The following is a 20,523-nucleotide window of genomic DNA, read 5'->3' on the forward strand; positions in this document are numbered from 1 at the left end:
CGGTGCAAGCAAATTCTAGAAGATCCTGCCCGCAAAATTCATTCTGGAAGCAGTATTCAGCGGCATCGGGCTGCCTGAACATTTCCGAGCCACTTGCGAAACCGGCATGCGCCCGGACTACCCTTCAGTCAGCTGCTACAGCCGGGCAAATCAGCCAGGTCTGGCGTGCGCCATCCCAGGGCTTTCTGGCCTCGGGCGGTGTTGCGGCGGCCAAGCTAGCAGCTGATCGAGGCCTATGCCGGTGGTCCTTATCCACCGCCGGGAACCACCCCCCGGCAGGCCCAGGCGACCGCCGCAAATGAGCGCGGACCATCAGGTTGGCCGGCCTCATAGGCGGCCCTGACGGCTTCACCGGCCTTTGCCCGGGATGCCGGATCGAGCCCCGCTACATATTTGCCGAGCGGCCCCTCCCCGGCGGCGAACGGGTCCCAGTAGTCAGCGAAATTCGCGTAATCCATCCTGATCAGAAGCGAGGTCTGTTCGACGCTCTCGAGGCCCTGCGCCGTGAAGGTCTGCCGCATTTCGTCGGGCCTCATCATGGGCTGGAAGCAGTAATGAGCGCGCAGGCTTCGCGCCTGCTCGTCCTGCGCAGCGAGGGTGTCCAACATCATGCGCATCCCGGACATCCCGCCGAGATGATCCCAAACGGCGGCTGCGACAACGCCGCCCGGCCGCACGACGCGACGCATTTCGGCAACCGCCTTGTCGGCTGCCGGCACGAAGTGCAGGACGAGCAGCGACAGGGCCCGGTCGAATTCGTCGTCGGGGAAAGGGATGGCGCAGGCATCGCCCTCCTTGATCGTGATCCGCGGATCACTGTTCCGGCGCCGGGCCTCCGCGACGAAGATCGGTGAAAAGTCGATCGCTGCGACCTCGGCGATTTCCGCTGCCTGGGGCAGCGCGAAGGTCAGGCTGCCTGTGCCGCAGCCGACGTCGATGACGCGCTCGCCATGGGCGATACCGGCGAAATCAATGAACGGGCCGGCAAGCTGACGGCTCCAGCGGCCCATGAGCTGCTCATAACCGCTGGCGCTGCGGACGGTGAAGCTGGACGGCATGGTGGGGCTCTCCTTGCTCGCTGAAGAACCTCCCTACTGCGCAACCTGGGAAACGGCCGACATGAGCTCCTGGGGGTTCGGCGCCCCGAACATGTAACGCCCCCCTTCCGGAACTTCGGTGAAGCACCAGCGCACGATGCCTTGCCGGTCGAGCAGGAACTGGCCGACAAGCTGGCCAAGGCCTGTCGCCTTCATCTCCAGGTCGGCCTCGGTCAGTTCGTAACCGTCCTTGTTGTCGAGGAATTGCGACCCCGCCAGCGGGTCGAGCGGTCCTGGCGTCTCGCCGGGAATCTCGACCCGCATACCCAGCACGGCGGCCACCGAGACCTTGTGCGGCCACGCCGTCTCGTTCTCCGTGAATTCGAGATTTGGCAGGCCAAATGCCTGGTGGGAGGTTCGTTTGGGGTCGGAGGCGGCGAGAAGATTGGGCATCGGATGATAACGGAAATAGAGCCGCGCGCGTTCAATCGGCGTGTTGACCACGGTCAGGCTCTCGACGCCCGCAGCACGGAGCGCCGGATCGAGCTGCGCCTGGGCGGCGATATGGCGCCGGCAGAAGGCACAGTGCAAGCCGCGGTACAGGCCGACCAGCACCGGCTTTTGACCGCGAAAGTCGTCGATCGCGATCTTTCCCTCGCGGGTGATGGCGTCGAGCACGACGTTCGGTGCCCTGTCGCCGGGTTGAAGAGGAACCATGTCGGCCTGCGCGAGCATATCCAACCTCCTCCGCGGTCAATCGAGGAAAGGCAGCACCACGAGCGCTTCCGGGTCGAGCCCGTGCCGGGCGCAGACATCTTGCGCCAGCGAAAAGTAACGGTCGGCTTCCGCCAGATCGTCACGGTCGAGATTGAGTGTTGCGAGACCATCATAACATGGAAAGAGCAGCTGCGGCTCGCCCGTTTCGCGGGCAACGTCGAGCGCTTCGTTGTAGAAGCTGGCCGCGATGTCTGGTTGCCCCTGGCATTGGTGAATCTGCCCGAGCACGATCAGGGGCACAGGCAGGTGCTCGCGCTGGTCGAGCGCACGGTCGATCTCCACCGCCTTCTCCGCCGCCGGAACGCCCTCTGTCGGGCAGCGGTCCGTGAATGTGCAGCAGGCGACCGCCAGATTGGTGAGGAGGCGTGCCTGGAAACCCAGATCGCCGATACGCCGCGATATCTCGAGGCCGCGCCGACACACCTCCATCGCCTGCACGGGATTGATCGTTGTATAGAGCACGCTAAGATTGGTGTAGCCGCGGCAGGCGGCGCCAGGCAGGTCGGCAGCTTCAGCCACCTCTATGCTTCGCTCCACCTCGCGCACAGCTTCGCGGTTCCGCCCGAGCCGGGCCAGCGCGACGCCCTTGGTGTTGAGCGCTTCCGCAGTCACGAGCGCTGCCTCGCGCCCGATCCCGGAGGCCTCGTCCGGGGTCAGCGTGCACGCGCATGCGAGCGCAGCGTCGGCCCATTCTGCTGCACGCGCGTGATCGCCGGTCCGGAACGCCAGGCGGCCGCGCTCCTGCCAGAGATGCGCCTGCTCGATCGGCGCGTCAGCTCCGTCGAGAAGTGTCGCGGCCTCGGCGTAGCAGGCTTCGGCCTTGTCGCGCTTGCCGACATCCCAAAGCAGGCGGCCGATCTTGCGAAGAACCCGGGCCGAGGCGACGCGGTCGCCGTTCTCGCGATAGACCCGCAGCACCATCCCATAATGCTCATGCGCCAGTGCACGGCGGCCGGTCGGGCCACAGAGATCGGCAATCCGCTCGCCGAGCTGCAGCCTGACCCCTGTCGGTTCGGCCGTCGCCAGCGCCGCGAGCGCCTGCTCGTAGAAGCGAAGGGCGTCATCATTGGCATAGATCATGCGGGCGCGATCACCGGCCTCGCGCAGGTATTGCGCGCCCTTTTCCCGCTCTGCGCTCAGCCCGAAATGATGACCGAGCACGGTCAGATCCTCGAGCCTTTCGGGACTTTCGCCGCACAGGCCTTCAAAGGCGGTGGCGATCTGCCCGTGCAGTTCGGTCCGTCGTAGCAGCAGCAGATTCTGGTAGATCACATCGTGCAGCAATGTCTGCGTGAAGCTGTAGCACTGCGACGAGATCGCGCCTGTCCCGGCCTTCTGGATGATTTCCGCGTCGCCAAGCAGTTCGAGCCCGGCTTCGAGCCTGGCGGGGTCGGCGGTCACCGCTGCAAGCAGCGTCGCATCGAAGCGAGGGCCAATGACCGCGGCTTCCTGCGCGAGACGCCGCGCCTCCTGCGGCAGCCGGTCGAAGCGGGCGAGCAACATCGCCTGGATCGTGTCCGGGATGCTGACTGCCGCTTCCCCAGCCACGATCTGCCAGTGCTGGCCGTCGCGCTTCAGCACGTCGAGCTCGATCAGGCTGCGCACGATCTCCTCGAGGAACAAGGGGTTGCCGCCGGCGCGCTCGAGGATCCTTTCAGGCAGCGCCCCGATGGAGCTCAGCCAGCCCTCGCCGAACAGGGCCGCGAGCAGGCGGCGTCCGTCGCTGTCTCCGAGCTGCGTCAGCCTGAGCGCGGTATGGCTGAAGCGGCTTGAGTCCAGCGGGTCGTTTTGCTGCGTGGGGCGATGAGTGACCACCAGCATCAGCCGCGATCGGTCCAGCCTGTCCATCACGAAACGCAGCGCTTCCAGCGATACCGTGTCAGCCCAGTGCAGATCTTCGACGACGATCAGCAACGGCGATAGCGCCAGACGACGCTCGATGATCGTGCAGACCGCATAGAGGATCTGCCGCCGCAATTGCTCGGGCTCGACATGCTGCAAACTTGCCTTGGGGTCGCCCAGGCCGAGCACATGGTAGAGCAGCGGCATCAATCGCTCCGCCTCTTCACCCGCCATTCCAAGGTTGGCCAGCAAGGCTCCGAGCTTCAGGCGCATCTCGTCGGGAGCATCGTTCTGCATCACCCCGGCAGCGCTGCGCACGACCGCGCCGATGGCGCCAAAGGACTGTTCGCCAAGCGGCGAGCAGGCGGCCTGCCGTACGGCAACGTCGCGAAAGCGCTCCTCGCAGCCGAGGCGGCCGACGAACTCGTTCACCAGTCGAGATTTCCCGATGCCGGCCTCACCGACAAGGCGCAAAAGCTGCGCCTGGCCAGCACAGGCCTGGTCGAGACTCGCCAGCATGCGCTGGAGCTCCGCATCGCGGCCGATTAGCGGTGCGCTGAGGCCGAGTGCATCGAGCCCACGCGCTGCACGGGGTGATGCGAGCGGTCCGCCCAGCCGGTGCACCAGCACGCTGCCGGACTTGCCGCGAAGGGCGACATCACCGAGCGAGGCATAGGAGAAGGCATGCCGGGTCAGCCGGTAGGTCAGCGGACCCACCAGCACCTCGCCTGGGGCAGCCAGCGATTGCAGCCTCTGCGCCGTGTTCACCGTATCGCCGGTCACCGAATAGGACTTCGCAGTGCCGACGCCGAGACCTCCAGCAACGACCGGCCCGGTGTTTATGCCGATATGGAGCACCATTTCAGCACTTCCGGCGGCGGAGCTTTCGCCGAGCCGCGCCGTGCGGGCGATCATGTCGAGCGCAGCGCGGAGCGCGCGTTCGGGATCATCCTCATGCGCGACCGGTGCGCCGAACAGTGCGAGCAGCGCATCGCCGATGAACTTGTCGACGAAGCCACCGAAGCTCTGCACGGCCGCCGTCAGTTCCGTGAACAACGCGGTCTGCAAGGTCTGGACGACCTCGGGGTCGAGCCGCTCGCTGAGCGCGGTGAAGCCGCTGAGGTCGGCGAACAGGACCGTCACCGTCCTGCGATCCGCATCGGAGACCGGCGGCGCTGTTGTATGGTCCCTTTCAACGTCGGGAAGCGGTGCTGGCATCTGGGAATCCAGCGCAGCGATTGCTCTCGACGCGGTCTGAGGAGTGGCCCTCGCGGTGGTTCGGGCGCCGCATTGCGGGCAAAAGGCGAAATCCGGCGCGCAAAGAAAGCTGCAACTCGAACACGGCACGGGCTGGCGCACGCCGCATTTCGGGCAGAAGGTAAAGCCGCTTTCGATCTGGAAACCGCAGCCCGAGCAGTCCATCGACCAAGACCTCGCGGGGCCGTAAAAGCCTGCTCTCGCCTCACGCCTTGCCGCACGGCCTTCATGAGGTTGAACCCATAACGGCCAGGCTGCAAGCGACGGCGCGATAACGGAATCGGGCGGCCGTTCCTACGAGGCGAGTTGGCCGGTCGGGCTCTCGGCGGGAGCCGATCGCGTGGGCGCGTCCTGCGCCATGAGCGATTTGTCGTCGGGCCGAGAACGTTCCTGCGTGCGCGGTCGTCCCTGCCCTCAGAACCTCATTCCAAGCCTGGCGTTGAAGCTATGGTCGGTGACGCCCCGCGCGAACTGGCCATCATAGGCGATGCTGAGCTCGGCCGCCGGCGTGAGCTTCATGCCGATGCCCGCGCCGACCACCAGCGCATCGCGGGCGATCGGAACGCCCGCGATCGAGAACGGGGCGCCGCTGGCGAAGGCCTGGAGCGAGAGTGGCGTCAGGTCGCCGCCAGCATGGCGCCAGCCGAGCGTGCCGTTGAGCTGCACCGCGCTGCCGCCGAGTTCGACGCTGGTCTGCGCGCGCAGGCCGAGCGTTGCGAAGGTCACGGCGGTGGTCTGCGGGCCCGCGGACAGAGCTGCGATGCCGCCCGTTTCACGAAAGCCATCGCTGCGAAGGCTGACATAGGCAAGATTGGCGAAGGGCTCGAACACGCCGGGCCCGAAGTCGAGACGATAGGCGATCTCGCCAAAGGCCTGCAGGGAGTGGGCTCCATAGCCCGACAGAAGCTGCTCGCCGCCTCCCGGGAAGGAGACCGAGCGCCGCATCGAGAGATCGTGCCAGGCAAAGTTCGCCGCGCCGGTCAGGCGGAGACGATCGAAGCGGGCCCCGCCATAGAGGCCGATCGTGTAGTTGTCCGCGTCGCCCTGCGACCTGCGGCGCGCCACCTCGAAATGCGAGCGCGAATATCCCGCCATGATGCCGGCCCGACTATCCGCCGTGGCAGCGAGGTCGAGGCCGGCGACGAGGCCGTTGGTCGAGCGCGTGAGCGAGGCGGCATTGCCGTCCCCTTGTGTCTGCCCCCAGGAGCCGAAGCCGCGCGCCCATAGCGCCAGGCTTTCCGCCGGGGCCGTCGAGATCGTCCCTTTGCCCGAAGCATAGGCCAGCGTCGCGATATGCGGCGCACCGATTCCGTCGAAGGCCGCGCGGATCCGGTCGGAAACCGCACTGCGCACCATCTGGCTGCCTTCGATCAGCACGGTCTTGGCCGAGGCGTGAATCTCGCCGGACAGGCTGTCGAATGCGCGCCGTCCCTCATCCTCGTCGCGCAGCTGCGTGAAGCGCTGCCAGAGAGGATTGGCCTCGTCCAGGCTTTCCAGGCCGAGGCTCGTCTGGGTCTGGTTGCGGGTCTGTGCGAGGGCGGAGAAAGGCAGGTCGTTGCGCAGCAAGGTCAAGGTGATGCTGGTCGCGTCATAGCCCAGTGTCGGATCGAGGAAGAGATAGCGCGAGCTGACGTCGTCGAAGCGGCCCTGCACGCCCCGATCCGCGGTCAGGATCGTATAACGCTGGTTCGCTCGATAATTGCCGTCCTCACCGAGATGCACCACCGAGCCGCCGCCGAGCCTTGCCGCACCACCGGCACGGATCAGGTCGCTCGACATGCCGCTGGCATCGACCTCGACCTCGTAGATCGCGCCCCGCTCGAACGCGATATCGCCGGTAACCGTCAGGGTGCCGATCGAGTTGCCGGGCGCGATCGTCGCGCCGGAGCGGATCGTCGTTGCGCCGACGGAACCGCTGCCCTGAAGTCTGGCGCCGGCCAGCACGTCGATCTCGCCGCCAAGGGAACCATTGACGACGAGCATGCCCGCCGACACCGTGGTCGTGCCGGAATAGCCCGCGCTGTCGCCGCGCAGTTCGAGCCCGCCGCGGCCGGTCTTGTCGAACCGTCCCGTCCCGGAGAACACGCTCGCGATGCTGGCGTCGCTGCGTTGATCGAACACGACCGTGCCGTTATTGGCGATGTCGCCGGAGATCGAGGCTGCGTCGCCGACGAGCCTGCCCGCCGCGACGACGGTGCGGCGATAGAAGTTGGTGCCGGTCAGCGTCAGCGTTCCCGCCCCGGTCTTGATCAGATCGCCAAAGCCATAGACCCCACCCGTCAGCGTCGCGTCGCGGCCATTGGTATCGACGGTGCCGTTGCCCAGCAGCAGCACGGTGCGGCTGGTGTCGAACGCGGTGCCGAAGCGCAGCGCGCCGCCGAAGAAGCTGATCGCCGTGCCCCGGGCGCCGAGATTGCCGTCGGACGCGACCTCGAGCACGCCAGCCCTGATCACCGTGCCGCCGGAATAGCTGTTATTGCCGGTCAGGATCGTCGTGCCGCTGCCGGACTGGACGACGCTGCCGCTGCCCGAGATGGCGCCGGCGAAGACGTAGTCGTTCGTGCGGTTGAAGCTCAGAAGGGCGTTGTTGACGACATCGCCGGCGAGTTCGCCGGAGGTCCCGTCATTGCCGATCTGCAGCATGCCGGCCGCAATCGTCGTGCCGCCGCCATGGCTGGCGCTTCCTGTCAGGGCGAGTGTGCCCCAGCCGTCCTTCACCAGGCTGCCAGTGCCGCTGACTGCCCCACCGAGGGCCAAGGTCGTGCCTGCCATGGTCTCGATCGTGCCCGAGCCGGTGAGCGAGATCGCGCGGCTGCTGGTGATGTCGGCGAGCGTCGCCAGCCGGCCTCCCCCGCTCAATGCAAGGCTGGAGGATGCATTGCCGAGATTGGCGTCGGCGATGATGGCCAAGGTGCCGCCGCGGATCGCCGTGCCCCCGGAATAGCTGCTCGTCCCGGTTAGGAAGAGTGTGCCGGAGCCCGCCTTCTCGACCCGTCCGGCGCCGGTGATGCTGCCGGCGAAGGCACTGTCCTCGGCCTGGTCAACGGTCAGCGTAGCCGCGCCGAGCGCAATCTCGCCGCCTGTGCCGGCGAGTTGGCTCATCGCCAGAGGATAGCTGTTGAGATCGAGCCTGCCGCCGGTCAGGACGTAGCCGGTCATCCCTGGCAGGGCTCCGGCGCTCTCTGCGATCAGCGTTCCGGCCGTGATGAGCGTGCCGCCGGACCAGCTGTTGCTGCCTGAAAGCGCGAGCGTACCGGCGCCCCATTTGATCAACCCGCCCGCGCCAGTGAGCGCCCCGGTGAGCTGCAGCGTCGTGCCAGTATCGGTGTCGATGGCGCCGGTGTCGCGCAGGGTGATGCTGCGGCCGGAGGTGAAACTCGCGGTCGTATGGAGCGCGCCATTGTCGAAGGTGAGGCCGCCCGCACCGCCAAGATTGCCGTCATCGGCGATCTGAAGCGTGCCGCCCCCGATCTCCGTGCGGCCGGTATAGGTATTGGCTCCAGACAGGATCAGCGTGCCGTCGCCGGTCTTGGCGAGACCGTCAGAGCCAGTAATCGTCAGGGCGACCGTTGCGGTCTCGCCGTCGAGGACGCGGATCTCCGGCGTCGTGATGACGAAGCTGCCGTTATTGTAGCCGCGCAGGTTCAGGCTGCCTCCGGCCCCGTCGACCAGCGTGTAGCTGCCGCCCGCGAATTGCAGCCCGACGAGGTTCTGCTGGCCGTCAACGGTAACGGTGCCGCCCGGACCGCGGAAGACACCGTAGCCGCTGCCCCATTGCGTCGGAGTGGCGCCGGCATAGTCGAACCAGTTCTGGCTTCCGGCATTCCAGGTGCCGGATGCGCCGCCCGCCGATGTCGTGCCCCAGAGTTGCAGGATGTTGAGGCCGTTCTGCTGGACGAGCAGGTCGACCTTGCCCGCCTGCGAGATGTCGATTCTGTAGTCATAGGCGAACGGGCTGGTCGCCGGCGTGCTCCCGATGCCGAGGCCGCCGCCGGAGAGGGCACCGGTATAGGTGAAGACACGATGGAAGCCGATCATGGGCTGCGAACCGGCGCTGATGTTCAGTATCCCGCCATTGAGGGCGAGGTTTCCATTGACCTGTGTCGGGGCGGAGTCGATCGCGGGGGCGTCGGCGCTGCGCAGTTGGTAATCGTAGTTGCTGCCGGCGTTGAGTGTCAGCGTGCCGTTGACGATGAGCGGGGCGGCATCCGATGGCCTGATGGTGCCGCCTGCATTCGCCGTGAGGTTGCCGTTGACGGTCAGCGAGGTCGGGCCGGAGGGCGCCAGGGTGCCGCCATTGCCCATCGTGATCGCACCCAGGCTGCCCTCGCCTTCGACGCGGCCGCCAGCATTGATCGCGATGGCGCCGCCGAGACGCGCCGAGCCCGCCATCCTGAGCGTGCTGCTCGCCACCGTCACAGCGCCCGAGAAACCCGAACTGTCGCCCGTCAGGATCGTCGTGCCCGAGAGCAGCCGGATCGTCCCCGCGCCCGCGCTGGCGCTGGAGAGCGCCGCATCGAAGCGATAATCCGACGCCGTGTGGTTGAAGACGAGCGCACCGGCTGTCGAGATTCGCACGCCACCGGTCTTCAGGAATCCGGGAGCGGCTGCCGGAGCCCCGGCACCAGCACCGATGTTCAAGGAGCTGGGGCCGTAATCCTTCAAGGCGATGACATATTTGCCGGTATCGATCAGCCCACCATCCGAGACCGTCGCGGTTGCGGTTGCGGCTGCGCCGCCGAGCCCCGACAGGGTGAAGGCCTCGACGCCATGATAGAGGGCATCCGAATTGACCGTGGTCAGCCCGGAACCGGCACCTGTGACGACGAGGCTGCCGGCGACCGCCACCGTGTCGCTCTGGACCCGACCACCATCGGAGATGAGCAGCGAACTCGTGCTGCCGACGCCAAGTTCGGCGCGCTCGAGGTAGCCGGGGCCGCGATGCACGGTCCAGCGCGCGCCTGCACCCGTGACGACGGCATCGGAGCCGGGCGCGCCGGGCTTGCCGCCGATGATCGTCTCGCCATAGCTGTCGAGGCTCCCGCCATTGGCGATCGTCATATGACCTGAGCCGTCGATCCCGAGGTACAGCGCCGAATAATTGCTCCAGTGCGACCCTGGCCCGGAAATGAGGACCGTGCCGCGAGAGCCGGCCTCCTTGCCGATGATCGTGGCGATCCCGAGCTGGGGCTGGAAGAGCGTGAACAGGCTGGTCAGGGTACCGCCATTCGTGATGGTCAGCGACGCATCCCCCCTGTCGCCCACGACCATGGGGACCGCATTGTTCCATTTGGCCGCGGAGCCGGAGATCGTGACGGCAGCATGGGAGCCCGCATCAGGCGCGATGACCGCCGTCGTGCTGGAGAATTCCGCCGCACCGGACAGGACGAGCTCGCCATTCCTGACGCTGATCGTGCTGAAGCTCGCCGCGCCCGTCACGGTCCAGGTGCCCGGGCCGTCCTTCGCAAAGGTGCCGAAGGCCTGGCTGGCATTGCCCAATGCGCTGAAGTCGAAACTGGCATTCTGCCAGCCTCCGAGGACGAGCGTGTTTGGATTGCTGTCGTCGCGGGTCAGGGCGACAGTGCCGAGGATGCGATAGCCCGCCTGCAATTCCAGCGTATTGCCGCCGCCGCTCAGATTGATGGCATCGGCACGCGACCCGTCGGGATTGAGCCCGCCTTCGATCTGCCCCGCCGTGACGATCCGAACGCCGCCGCCGCCCGACACAGCACGCCCGCCGCGCCCGTTCCGGCCCGCAGTGCCATCATGGCCGGGATCGATATTGTACGACCCATATCCTGCCGCGCCGGCCGCCCCTCCAGCGCCGCCCTTGCCGCCGGCAACGAGTCCTCCGGCCTGAACCTCGAGGCTGCCGCCGGCGGCGAGGACGAGACCGTCACCGCCATTGCCGGCGCTGCCGCCATGGCCTCCGTCGCCGCCGTTCTTGCCCCCGCCCCCCGTTCCGCCGATGCCCCCGGCACCGCCGTCACCGCCGCGAATGACCGACTGGTTCTGGACGATGATCGGGCCGGAGCCGGAGGCATAGAGCCCGGCTGCGCCATCGCCGCCATTGCCGCCGCTGCCGCCATAATACCCGTCCCCGCCATCGTCTCCCCAGAGGAAACAGGGCAGGCCCGGAGGGCAGTTCTGGCCGAGCACACCTCCGGCGCCGTCCCCGCCCGTACCGCCGGCACCGCCTGCGCCGCCATTGCCGCCCGAAATCACCGACCTGACGAGGACTTCTCCGGACTGCAGCAGCACCAGCCCGACCCCGCCGCCGCCGCCACCGCCGCCACCGCCGCCCGCACCGCCATAGCCTGCCCCTGGGATCGGTCCAACCAGGCCGACGGCACCGGTGCCGGCCTTGCCGCCTCTCGCGCCCGCGCCACCGCTGCCACCGAGAATCGGCGCGGTGACGAAACTCGCGCTCGGATCACTCAGGATCGCGCCGGTACCACCGCCGCCACCGCCGCCGCCACTGCCGCTGTCATGCCCCCAGATGCCACCGAAGGGCTGGCCGTCGCTGCCGTCTCCGCCAACCGCGCCTGCCCCACCGGCACCGCCCGTGATCGCTTGGCCGCCCGGTAGCGGGCCGGGACCACTCCTGCCGTCGAAGCCGATGGCACCGGCACCGCCGCCATCGCCGCCGCCCTTGGCATGCGCGCCGCTACCCCCGGCTCCGCCCAGGCCGCCGTTGGCAGTACCGCTGCGCTTGTCGCCGTGCCGGCCGCCGCCGCCGCCGCCTCCCCCGCCCGCGAACAATCCCGAGCCGGCGCCCGCTCCGCCAGCGACAGGCTTGCTGACGCCATGGCGGCCGCCCGCGCCGCCGCCGCCCAGCGACTGGGCTGCGGCCGGAGATGCGCCGATCAGGATGGCGCCGAGCATGACGCTCCCGGCCAAAACCCCGGCGATGGCCGTGGACGAGCGCAGCGCAGCCCGCTTCTGCGACAATGCCGCGCCGTGATATCCGAATAGGCTTGCAACCGGCGTCGGGTCAGGACGCCGGCTGATTTCAAAGGCCAGGCTCGGCCGCGCCGCCGTCATGCCCCTGCCGTCCGCAACGCTCAGCGCCCTTCCGCCGCGGGCACGAGTTCGGCAGCGAGATCCCGGACCGCCTGCCGTATCCCTCCGAACATGGCGAAGTCGACGCGGCTGGCGACGACGAAGATGCCGAGCTTGCGGTTGGGCGAGAGCACGACATAGCTCATGAAGCCACCAATGCCGCCGCTCTTGCCGAGCAGCAGCGGCACGCGTTCGCGCGCCGGGCTGACGATCCAGCCCAGCCCCATCCCGTCGGAATCCGCGGCTTCGACGCCGACGAGGCGCGCAAGCCCGTCATGGGGCCGCCAGAGAGCATGCGCGAGTGTCCGCGCCGGGCGCCCGGCCGCGTCATCGGCCAGATGCCAGCGCATCCATTTTACCATATCGTCGGCGGTGGTGTAGATGCCGGCACTGGCCTGCATCACCTCGCTCGCCTCCCAGTTCGGATCGGGTTTGCCGAACGAATCGAGCCCGGTCATCAGCCGGGGCGTCTGAACCTCCGAGAGACGCAGGCCCGTGTCCGCCATGGCGAGCGGCGCGGTAATGCGCTCGCGCACCAGTTCGGCAAAGGGCTTGCCACCGGCCCTGCCGAGCGCGTCGCCCAGCAGGCCGAAGCCGAAATTTGAGTACATCGCGGTGGTGCCGGGGCGGTAGGCCGGGCGATGACCCGAGATCCAGTCCCAGTAATAGGATGCCTTAAAGGTCGAGAACGGGTTCTTCTCTTCCGCCGGCGTCGCTGGATCGGCCATTTCGCGCGGCAGTCCGGCCGAATGCGTCGCGAGGTCGAGCAACGTGATCGGCCGGTCGGCGTAATCCAGCGGAGTCTTGCCGGGCGGGGCATAGCGGCTGAGCGGAGCGTCGAGGGCGAGCTGCCCGGTTGTAGCCATCGCGGCAAGCACATCGGCCGCGAAGACCTTTGAAACCGAACCGACGCGGACGATCGATCGGCCGTCGGGCTCCTTGCCGCTGCCTGGCGCCGTTTCGCCATAGCCCGCGATGACGCTGTCCTCGCCCCTGACGACGGCGAGGATCAGCCCCGGAGCGCGCGCGTTCAGGAACATCGCGACGCCGGCCATCGATGCCGCATCCTTCAGGGCCAGATCTTCGGCAGCGGCCTGGCGCTGCCAGCCTGCGGAGAGCACGACGGCCACCAGGGAGATGACGGCGAACCTTGCCGCCTTACGTCCCGGGATGCGTCTGGAGGTGGGAGCGGTGACGGTGCGGTGGAGCGGCATGGGCAAAGCGTGAATCGGTTGATCGGTTCGCCTATCGGGTTGGCGTGCCGGGCGGGAGGCAAGCCCAATTCGACCAACCGACATGCCGGTTCGATGAATGCCCTTGCCGATCGGTTTCATCGTGAGAAATCGGTAAACCGGCAGGAGGTTACGTTACGTGAAGCGGCCGGCGCTTAAATCCCGAGTCGCTGCCGCAATTCCTGCCGGTAGGGGCGCGACACGGGCCAGGTGTCCGCGAGCTGGCCGAGCGCAATCTTCCAGGCATTCCCGTCGCGTCGGTCGAGCCCGCTGACATGCTGCAGGTTGACGATCGCGGTGCGGTGGACGCGCAGGAAGGAGGCCGAAGGCAGCAGCCCGGTCCAGAGCGCAAGCGGGCGCAGGTCGAGGACCGTCGAGCCGTCCTTCAGCCAGACCTTCGCATAGTCGCGCGCCGAGCGGACGCCGAGAATGGCATGCGGCTCCACGCCGATGATCTGCCCCTGCCGGCGCAGATGGATCAACGGTGCGAACGCCCTCGCCGGGTCGGCCAGCGCCTGCTCGCTGCGGTGCGATCCGTAACGCGCCAGCGCGATCAGTTCCGCGCATTGAAACAGCGCCCTGATATCCGCCCGCAGCCAGCACCGGACTGCGGTGGTCGCGTCGAACCCGATACAGCCGCGCAACTGCCCGTCATGGAAGACTGGCACGCTGAGCACGCTCTGGTCGCCCTGGCGCAGCATCTCGACCTGGAGCTGGCGGGCCGGACGCGGCAAGTCGGCAACCCGATTGATCATCACGGCCTTGCCCGAGACCAGGAACTGCTGCAGCCAGGCAATCATCGTCACCGGCGTGTTTTGCAGGTCCTCGACGAAGGAGCGAACGCCCTGCCTGCTCCATTCATGGGTGTTCCGGAAGCGCAGCAGCGCGGCGTCGTATTCGAACATCCAGGCCCGGTCGGCGCCGGCAAGCGCGCCGATCTCAGCCAGTGCAGCCGTGATCGCGACATCGGCCGGCTCTTGAATCAGTCGTTTGGCCGTGCGGTGGGGCCAGTCGGACCCTGGTCCATCGCCGCAGTCGGACAGCGAACGGGCCTCGTAGACGGCGTCAGGCGGCTTGCCTGCCGGGGTGCCTGCCTCCGCCTGCGCAACGACCTGCCAGCTGCCTGTGCCACGCACGGCGATTCCTCCTGCTGCATCCGCACATTTGGCGGCGGCCACTGTGCAGGTGCAACCGAAATATTGGCCGTGACGCAACCAGTCCGAACGATGGCAGGGGCCGTGCCTGCTCGCTCAGCGTGATTGCAACGTCGGGTCGAGCCTGTCGCGGACCCAGTCGCCGATGATCGAAATCGACATGGTCGTCAGGAAGATCGCCATGCCGGGCAGGATCGCGATCCACCATGCGGTGGTCAGGTAGGCGCGCCCTGCCCCCAGCATCTGGCCAAGGCTGGTCAGAGGCGGGCGGATGCCGAGGCCAAGGAAACTGAGCGAGGTTTCGAGCAGGATCACCTGCGGAAAGTTGAGCGTGAACTGAACGATCAGCACGCTCAGGATGTTGGGCAGGATATGCCGGAGATAGACATGGCGCGCCGGCGCGCCGAGCGCGACCACGGCCGTCGCATAGCCTTGCGTGTTTGCGGCGATGACGACGCCCCGCGTCAGCCGTGCAAAGACCTCCCAGCCGTAGAACCCCATGATGGCGATGAAAAGCAGGAAGCCACCCCCGAACATGGCGATCAGCGCGAGCGCGATCATCATGAAGGGAAGCGAGGCCTGGACGTCGGCCAGCATCATGATCGCTTCCTCGACGAAGCCGCGGAAATGCGCCGCGATGAACCCGAGCGCCGTGCCGATCAGGGCGCCGATCAAGGTGCCCCCGAGTGCGACAAGCACGCTGAAGCGGATGGCGTAGATCAGGCGGCTCAGGACATCGCGGCCGAGTTCGTCGGTGCCGAGCAGATGATCCGTCGTCCCACCCAGGAAGACCGGCGGCCTGAGGCGCTTGAGCAGCGCTTGCGCGCGGTAGTCATAGGGCGCCAGCCAGTCCGCGAAGAGAAAGACGACAACGATCACCGCCAGCAGGACAAGGGCAACGACGACGAGGACGGGATAGCGCGCTTCCGCACGCACCGGAGTGTCGTCAGCCCGACGGAAGGACCATGGCATCGCCATCTCAGTTCTCCGAACGTGCGGCGCGCATGCGCGGATCGATCAGGGTGTAGATCGCGTCGACCGCGAGATTGGCGAGGATCATGGTGACCGAGACCATGATCAGGATCGCCTGGACCAGCGCGAAATCGCGCGACGTGACCGCGTTGACGAGAAGCCGACCGACGCCAGGGACCGCAAACACCGTCTCGACGATGATCGAGCCCGCGACGAGATCGCCGAGCTTGAGCCCGATGATGGTGACGATCGGGATCGCGGCGTTGGGCAGGGCATGCCAGAGCACGCGGCGGATGCTGGGCACGCCCTTGGCGCGGGCCGCCACTACATATTGCTTGTTCAGGACCTCAAGCATCGCCGAGCGGGTGAACCGCGCGAATGTACCCGCAAAATGCGTGCCCAGCGTCACGGCAGGCAGGATCAGGTGCAGGGCCGTCGCGTCGCCCGAACTCGGCAGCAGCCGCCAATGCAGCGAGAACAGCAGGATCAGCAGGATGCCGAGGAAGAAATTCGGCAGGCTGAAGCCGAGCACGGCGAAGCTCATCACCAGCCGGTCCACCGGCCGATTGCGGTTCAGCGCCGCGACGATGCCGAAGCCGACACCAAGAATGAGGCCAAGCACGAAGGCCGTCAGTCCAAGCCGCAGCGTATGGGGGAGCGCACCTGCGATCAGCTCCACCGCCGGGCGCTGATCGGAGAGCGAGAGGCCGAAATCGCCCTGTGCGATGCCGGCGAGATAGGAGACGTATTGCTGCCAGAGGGGTCGATCGAGCCCGAATTTCTCGCGGTAATGCGCGATGAGTTCGGGCGAGGCCTGGTCTCCGACCAGGGCATCGATCGGGTCCCCCGACAGGTTCAGCGCGACGAAGGTCAGGGTCACGATCAGCCAAACCGTCAGGAGGCCGCGCGCCAGCTTGGTCAGGAAATGACGGCCCGGCATCACGACGCCACGCGGTTTTGTGTTCCGACGAGCAGGTCGGGGTCGTTGAGCAGCACGGCCTGCGGCGACTTCTCCAGGATGGCAGCAAGGCCATCGGCATCGACATCTCCGACACGGCGCCCGGTTCCGCTCCCTCCCGCCGTGACCCAGACCGGCACATGCCCGAGCAGGCCTGTCGCGACCGTTCCGTCGAGACCGCCTTCCCAGATCCGGAAGGCGCTCGCTCCGGCTGCCGCGAAATGGTCCGGGTTTGCCCTATCGGGAAGGAAGGCGAGCACCCGGATGCCCGGCATCTGGAGCCGGGCGTGGGCGACCTGCAGGACGTCGCGCACACCGATCCATACCCGATCGCGCAGCCCTGCCCCATCGATCACCGCGATCACAGCGTTGATGATCGTCAGATCCTGCGTCTTGACGTCGATCAGGGCCTGTCGATGCGGGCAGATCGCTGCGAGCGCCTCGGCCAGGGTCGCGAGCCGGATGCCGCTCGAGCGCGCGATCGTCGCCAGCTCCGCGTGGGTTGTTGTCGCGATGGCCGCCGTGCTGCCTGCCAGCCGCGCCAGATCCGGATCATGCGCGGCGATGACGACGCCGTCCGCCGTCAGGCGCGCATCGGTCTCGACGAGATCGGCCCCGGCGGCGATCGCCGCCCGATAGGCCTCCAGCGTATTCTCCGGGTAGCCGGCGGAGTGGCCGCGATGGGCAATGACAAGCGGCCGGTTCACGATTCTGCCCTCAGTTCTTCGGCGAAATGGCAGCGGACGCTGCGGCCACCCTCGACTTCCCGCAGCACCGGCATCTCGGCGGAGCAACGCGGGCGGGCATAGGGGCAGCGGGTGTGGAAATGACAGCCCGGGGGCGGATTGGCAGGCGACGGCGGATCGCCCATGAGCCGGGCCGATCGCGTGCGCCTGGGCGCGGAGAGATCGGGAATCGCGGCCAGAAGCGCCATCGTGTAGGGGTGCAGCGGCTGCCGGTAGACCGGATCCGTCGGCCCCTCCTCGACGATCTGGCCGAGATACATCACGGCGATGCGGTGCGAGAGCTGCTTCACCACGCGCAAATCGTGGGAGATGAAGAGATAGGCGATGTCGAACCGCTCCTGCAGCTCCCGCAGGAGTTCGGTCACCTTCGATTGAACGGAGACATCGAGCGCCGAGACCGGTTCATCACAGACGATCAGGCTGGGTTTCATGGCCAGCGCGCGCGCGATGACGACGCGCTGCGCCTGGCCGCCACTGATCTGATGGGGAAAGTGTCCGGCCGTTTCCGGCGGGAGGGCCACCGCCCGCATCAGGCGCGCGACCTCGGCATCCCGCCCGGCCCGATCTCCGATCTCGTGCAGGTCGAGCGGCTCGCGGATCTGCCGGCCGATGCTCAGCCGCGGATCGAGCGCCGATTGCGGATTCTGGAAGATCATCTGGATGTCGCGGCGCTGCCGCTGCCAGTCGCCCGGGCTCAAACCGGCAAGATCGCGCCCCTTGAAGACGATCTCGCCGCCGCTCGGGCGCTCGAGCCCGACGATCATCCGGCCGGTCGTGGACTTGCCACAACCGGATTCCCCGACAAGGCCGAGCGTCTCGCCGACCCGCAGCAAGAGCGAGACATCTTCGACGGCGCGGATCGTCCGGTGCGACCGGAAGAAGGAGCGTCCGCCGCCGAAATGGCGACGCAGCTTCGAGACCCGCAGCAGCGGTTCCGACCGTTCACTCATGAGGCGACCCGCTCGCGATAGACCGGCGCGGCGACATCGAGGCGCGGCATCGCGGCCAGAAGCTCGCGCGTGTATTGCGCTTCCGGCGCCTGCAGGATGCGCTCGGCCGGGCCGGCCTCGACCACGCGGCCGTGGCGCATCACGACGACATCGTCGGCCATCTCGGCGACAACCCCGAGATCATGGGTGACGAACAGGATCGCCATGCCCAGCTCGGCCTTGAGCCGGTTGAGCAGGTCGAGGATCTGCGCCTGGATCGTCACGTCGAGTGCCGTCGTCGGCTCGTCGGCGATCAGCAGGCGCGGCTCGCAGGCCAGCGCCATCGCGATCATCACGCGCTGCGCCATGCCGCCGGAAAACTGGTGGACATAGGATGCCAATCTTTGTGCGGGTTCGGGAATTCCGACCATCCGCAGCAGCTCGAGCTCGCGCGCCTGGCGCTGCGACTCGGAGAGCGAGCTGTGCAGCCGCAGGGTCTCGCGCAGTTGCGTGCCGACGGTGTGCAGCGGATTGAGCGAGCCGAGCGGGTCCTGGAATACCATGCCGATGCCGCGTCCACGGATCGTCTCCAGCTCGCTTTCGCTCGCCAGGGCGAGATCGCGCCCCTCGAACAGGATCCGCCCGCCGACGCGCCGGCCGTTCCGCGGCAGCAAGCCGAGCACGGCCTGGCAGGAGACGCTCTTGCCGCTGCCGCTCTCGCCGACGACGCATGTCGTGGCGCCGCGACGGACCGAGAACGAGACGGAATGGAGGATGTCGGCATAGCCGGCGGCGGTGCGGAAGCCGACCGTCAAATCCTCGACGGAAAGGAGCGTGTCGCTCCCCTCGCCGGTTTCCGTGATGCGGCCCGTGTCCGTCACTTCGCGCCGATCGACAGGTTCGAGGGGCGGAAGTCCATGTAGTACTGGCTATAGGGCGTCCAGTTAATGCCCTTCTTCAGCGCGTAGCCGGTGACGGGGTTGTAGAGCATCGTCATCGGCATATCGTCCTCGAAGGCAACGAGCAGCTTCGCGAACTGCGCCTTGCGCTTGGTCTCTTCGGTCTCGGCGAGCAGCTCCCTGGCGGCCTCGTTGAATGCAGCGCTCGCGCCGTAGTATTTCCAGGTGTTCTGGTTGTCGGTGTCGGGGCCCCACAGGGTCAGGATCGCGCCTGCCGGATCAGGCACGCGATAGGTGTTCGACCAGGCGAAGACCTGGGCACCGGGCTTGCGGACATCCTTGAAGCTGTCGACGAAATCGATGCGCGCATTGATGCCGACCGCGCGCCACATCTCCTGGATGACCTGCGCGGCCTCGACATTATAGAGGTAGTAGTTCGGGATCAGCCGGTAGGAGATCTCCTGACCCTTGTAGGAGCTCTCGGCGAGGAGCTTCCTGGCGAACACGGGATCGTAGGAATAGCCCTTGTTCTCCTTCACATAGATCGGCCCGAAGCTCGGCAGCTGGTGGCCGTTGGGCGCATAGGTCTGGCCCTTCCAGAGGGCGTCGATCAGCCCCTTGCGGTCGATCGCCAGGCTCATCGCGTGGCGCAGCTTCTTGTCGGAGAGCACCGGGTCGTTGGTGTTGAACTGGAGCACATGGCTGTTCTCCAGCGGCTCCGTCTTCAGCGTGACATCCTTGTAGCGCTTGAGGCCGTCCCACTGGTCCGGCGGGATCTCGACGGCGATATCGAAATCACCCGCGACGAGACCGGCGACACGGGCTGCGACCTCCGGAACCGAGCGGAAGGTGATGGATTTCGCGGCGGGAGCGCCCTCGAAATAGCGATCGAACGCGGCAAGCGTGATGCGGTCGTTCTTCTGGTAGTCGACGAAGCTATAGGGGCCTGTGCCGACGGGCTTCCAGCGCAGCGCCTTGGCCGCCTGATCCATCCAGGTCTTCGCTTCGACACCCTCCGTCCTGAACTTGTTCCAGGCCTCGTCGCAAATGACGAAGGACATGTAACTCGACAGGCGGTGCTCGATGATCGGGTCGTGCTGGGCCGTCGTGATCCGGATCGTAAATTCGTCGAGCTTCTCGACATTGGTGAAATTGCCGAAATAGACGCGGCCATCGGGATAATAGGGCTTCGCCCCCCAAAGCCGGTCGGCAGAAAACGTCGCCAGCACGTCATTGGCGTTGAACGGGCTGCCATCATGGCACACGACGCCGCGGCGCAGCTTCATGTCGAAGGTGGTCGGCGTGCTCCAGGACCAGCTTTCCGCCAGCCCAGGAACCAGTTTTGCACCGCCGTCTGCCGTCGGATGCGCGAAATCGCGCCGGATCAACGTATCGAAGATCGAGTAATAGACCCGGACGTCGACATTGCCGGTGTTCTCGCCGGGGTCGAGCGAGCGCGCAAGTTCGTTCACGGCCACCGTGAGGGCCGGCCGCTCTGTTGCCGCCGCGCTCGGCTGCACGGACACTGCCAGCCCCGCGCCAAGCACAGCCCAAAGCCCGGCTTTGCGTTTCATCGCTCTTGCCATTGCATCCTCCCATGGGTCGCCCCACTACGGGGGCCTTGTTCAGTCGTCCGATCACGCGCGACGCCGCAGCCG

12 protein-coding genes are annotated in these 20,523 nt (G+C 67.1%); all 12 read right to left on the bottom strand.

What is annotated here, in order from left to right:
* Window positions 1–248 precede the first annotated feature (248 nt).
* Window positions 249–1,058, bottom strand: coding sequence for a class I SAM-dependent methyltransferase (locus AB4118_RS17825; protein WP_441490987.1), 810 nt, complete (start codon window positions 1,056–1,058; stop codon window positions 249–251).
* Between the two features lie 33 nt (window positions 1,059–1,091).
* Complete coding sequence (locus AB4118_RS17830) at window positions 1,092–1,772, bottom strand: peroxiredoxin-like family protein (RefSeq protein WP_441490988.1); 681 nt, start codon at window positions 1,770–1,772, stop codon at window positions 1,092–1,094.
* Between the two features lie 18 nt (window positions 1,773–1,790).
* Window positions 1,791–5,078, bottom strand: a complete 3,288-nt coding sequence (locus AB4118_RS17835; protein ID WP_441490989.1) for an adenylate/guanylate cyclase domain-containing protein — start codon at window positions 5,076–5,078, stop codon at window positions 1,791–1,793.
* 249 nt (window positions 5,079–5,327) lie between these two features.
* Entirely contained in the window at window positions 5,328–11,957 is a 6,630-nt protein-coding gene (locus AB4118_RS17840; protein ID WP_441490990.1) for an autotransporter domain-containing protein, read from the bottom strand.
* 20 nt (window positions 11,958–11,977) lie between these two features.
* Entirely contained in the window at window positions 11,978–13,189 is a 1,212-nt protein-coding gene (gene ampH / locus AB4118_RS17845) for a D-alanyl-D-alanine-carboxypeptidase/endopeptidase AmpH (protein WP_441490991.1), read from the bottom strand.
* A gap of 173 nt (window positions 13,190–13,362) precedes the next feature.
* A complete protein-coding gene (locus AB4118_RS17850) occupies window positions 13,363–14,343 on the bottom strand; it encodes a LytTR family transcriptional regulator DNA-binding domain-containing protein (RefSeq protein ID WP_441490992.1) in 981 nt (326 codons plus the stop codon).
* Between the two features lie 114 nt (window positions 14,344–14,457).
* Window positions 14,458–15,339, bottom strand: a complete 882-nt coding sequence (locus AB4118_RS17855) for an ABC transporter permease (protein ID WP_441490993.1) — start codon at window positions 15,337–15,339, stop codon at window positions 14,458–14,460.
* A gap of 1 nt (window position 15,340) precedes the next feature.
* The gene (locus tag AB4118_RS17860; protein WP_441490994.1) at window positions 15,341–16,273 is read right to left on the bottom strand and encodes an ABC transporter permease; all 933 of its coding nucleotides are present in this window, start codon (window positions 16,271–16,273) and stop codon (window positions 15,341–15,343) included.
* Window positions 16,273–16,998, bottom strand: coding sequence for a glycerophosphodiester phosphodiesterase (locus AB4118_RS17865; RefSeq protein WP_441490995.1), 726 nt, complete (start codon window positions 16,996–16,998; stop codon window positions 16,273–16,275). The genes AB4118_RS17860 and AB4118_RS17865 overlap by 1 nt, the downstream gene beginning before the upstream one ends.
* On the bottom strand, window positions 16,995–17,987 hold the full coding sequence (locus tag AB4118_RS17870; RefSeq protein ID WP_441490996.1) for an ABC transporter ATP-binding protein: 993 nt from the start codon (window positions 17,985–17,987) through the stop codon (window positions 16,995–16,997). Before AB4118_RS17870 ends, AB4118_RS17865 begins: the two co-directional genes overlap by 4 nt.
* On the bottom strand, window positions 17,984–18,847 hold the full coding sequence (locus AB4118_RS17875) for an ATP-binding cassette domain-containing protein (RefSeq protein WP_441490997.1): 864 nt from the start codon (window positions 18,845–18,847) through the stop codon (window positions 17,984–17,986). Before AB4118_RS17875 ends, AB4118_RS17870 begins: the two co-directional genes overlap by 4 nt.
* Window positions 18,844–20,439, bottom strand: coding sequence for an ABC transporter substrate-binding protein (locus AB4118_RS17880; protein ID WP_441490998.1), 1,596 nt, complete (start codon window positions 20,437–20,439; stop codon window positions 18,844–18,846). Before AB4118_RS17880 ends, AB4118_RS17875 begins: the two co-directional genes overlap by 4 nt.
* Window positions 20,440–20,523 lie beyond the last annotated feature (84 nt).

It is taken from the genome of Allobosea sp. 2RAB26 (genome assembly GCF_052115465.1).
In the GTDB taxonomy this organism is placed as follows: Bacteria; Pseudomonadota; Alphaproteobacteria; order Rhizobiales; family Beijerinckiaceae; genus Allobosea.

Coding starts and splice junctions, on each gene's coding strand:
- ampH (WP_441490991.1), bottom strand. CDS start 13,189: ATGCCGCTCCACCGCACCGTCACCGCTCCCACCTCCAGACGCATCCCG.
- AB4118_RS17855 (WP_441490993.1), bottom strand. CDS start 15,339: ATGGCGATGCCATGGTCCTTCCGTCGGGCTGACGACACTCCGGTGCGT.
- AB4118_RS17830 (WP_441490988.1), bottom strand. CDS start 1,772: ATGCTCGCGCAGGCCGACATGGTTCCTCTTCAACCCGGCGACAGGGCA.
- AB4118_RS17870 (WP_441490996.1), bottom strand. CDS start 17,987: ATGAGTGAACGGTCGGAACCGCTGCTGCGGGTCTCGAAGCTGCGTCGC.
- AB4118_RS17880 (WP_441490998.1), bottom strand. CDS start 20,439: ATGAAACGCAAAGCCGGGCTTTGGGCTGTGCTTGGCGCGGGGCTGGCA.
- AB4118_RS17825 (WP_441490987.1), bottom strand. CDS start 1,058: ATGCCGTCCAGCTTCACCGTCCGCAGCGCCAGCGGTTATGAGCAGCTC.
- AB4118_RS17835 (WP_441490989.1), bottom strand. CDS start 5,078: ATGGACTGCTCGGGCTGCGGTTTCCAGATCGAAAGCGGCTTTACCTTC.
- AB4118_RS17860 (WP_441490994.1), bottom strand. CDS start 16,273: ATGCCGGGCCGTCATTTCCTGACCAAGCTGGCGCGCGGCCTCCTGACG.
- AB4118_RS17840 (WP_441490990.1), bottom strand. CDS start 11,957: ATGACGGCGGCGCGGCCGAGCCTGGCCTTTGAAATCAGCCGGCGTCCT.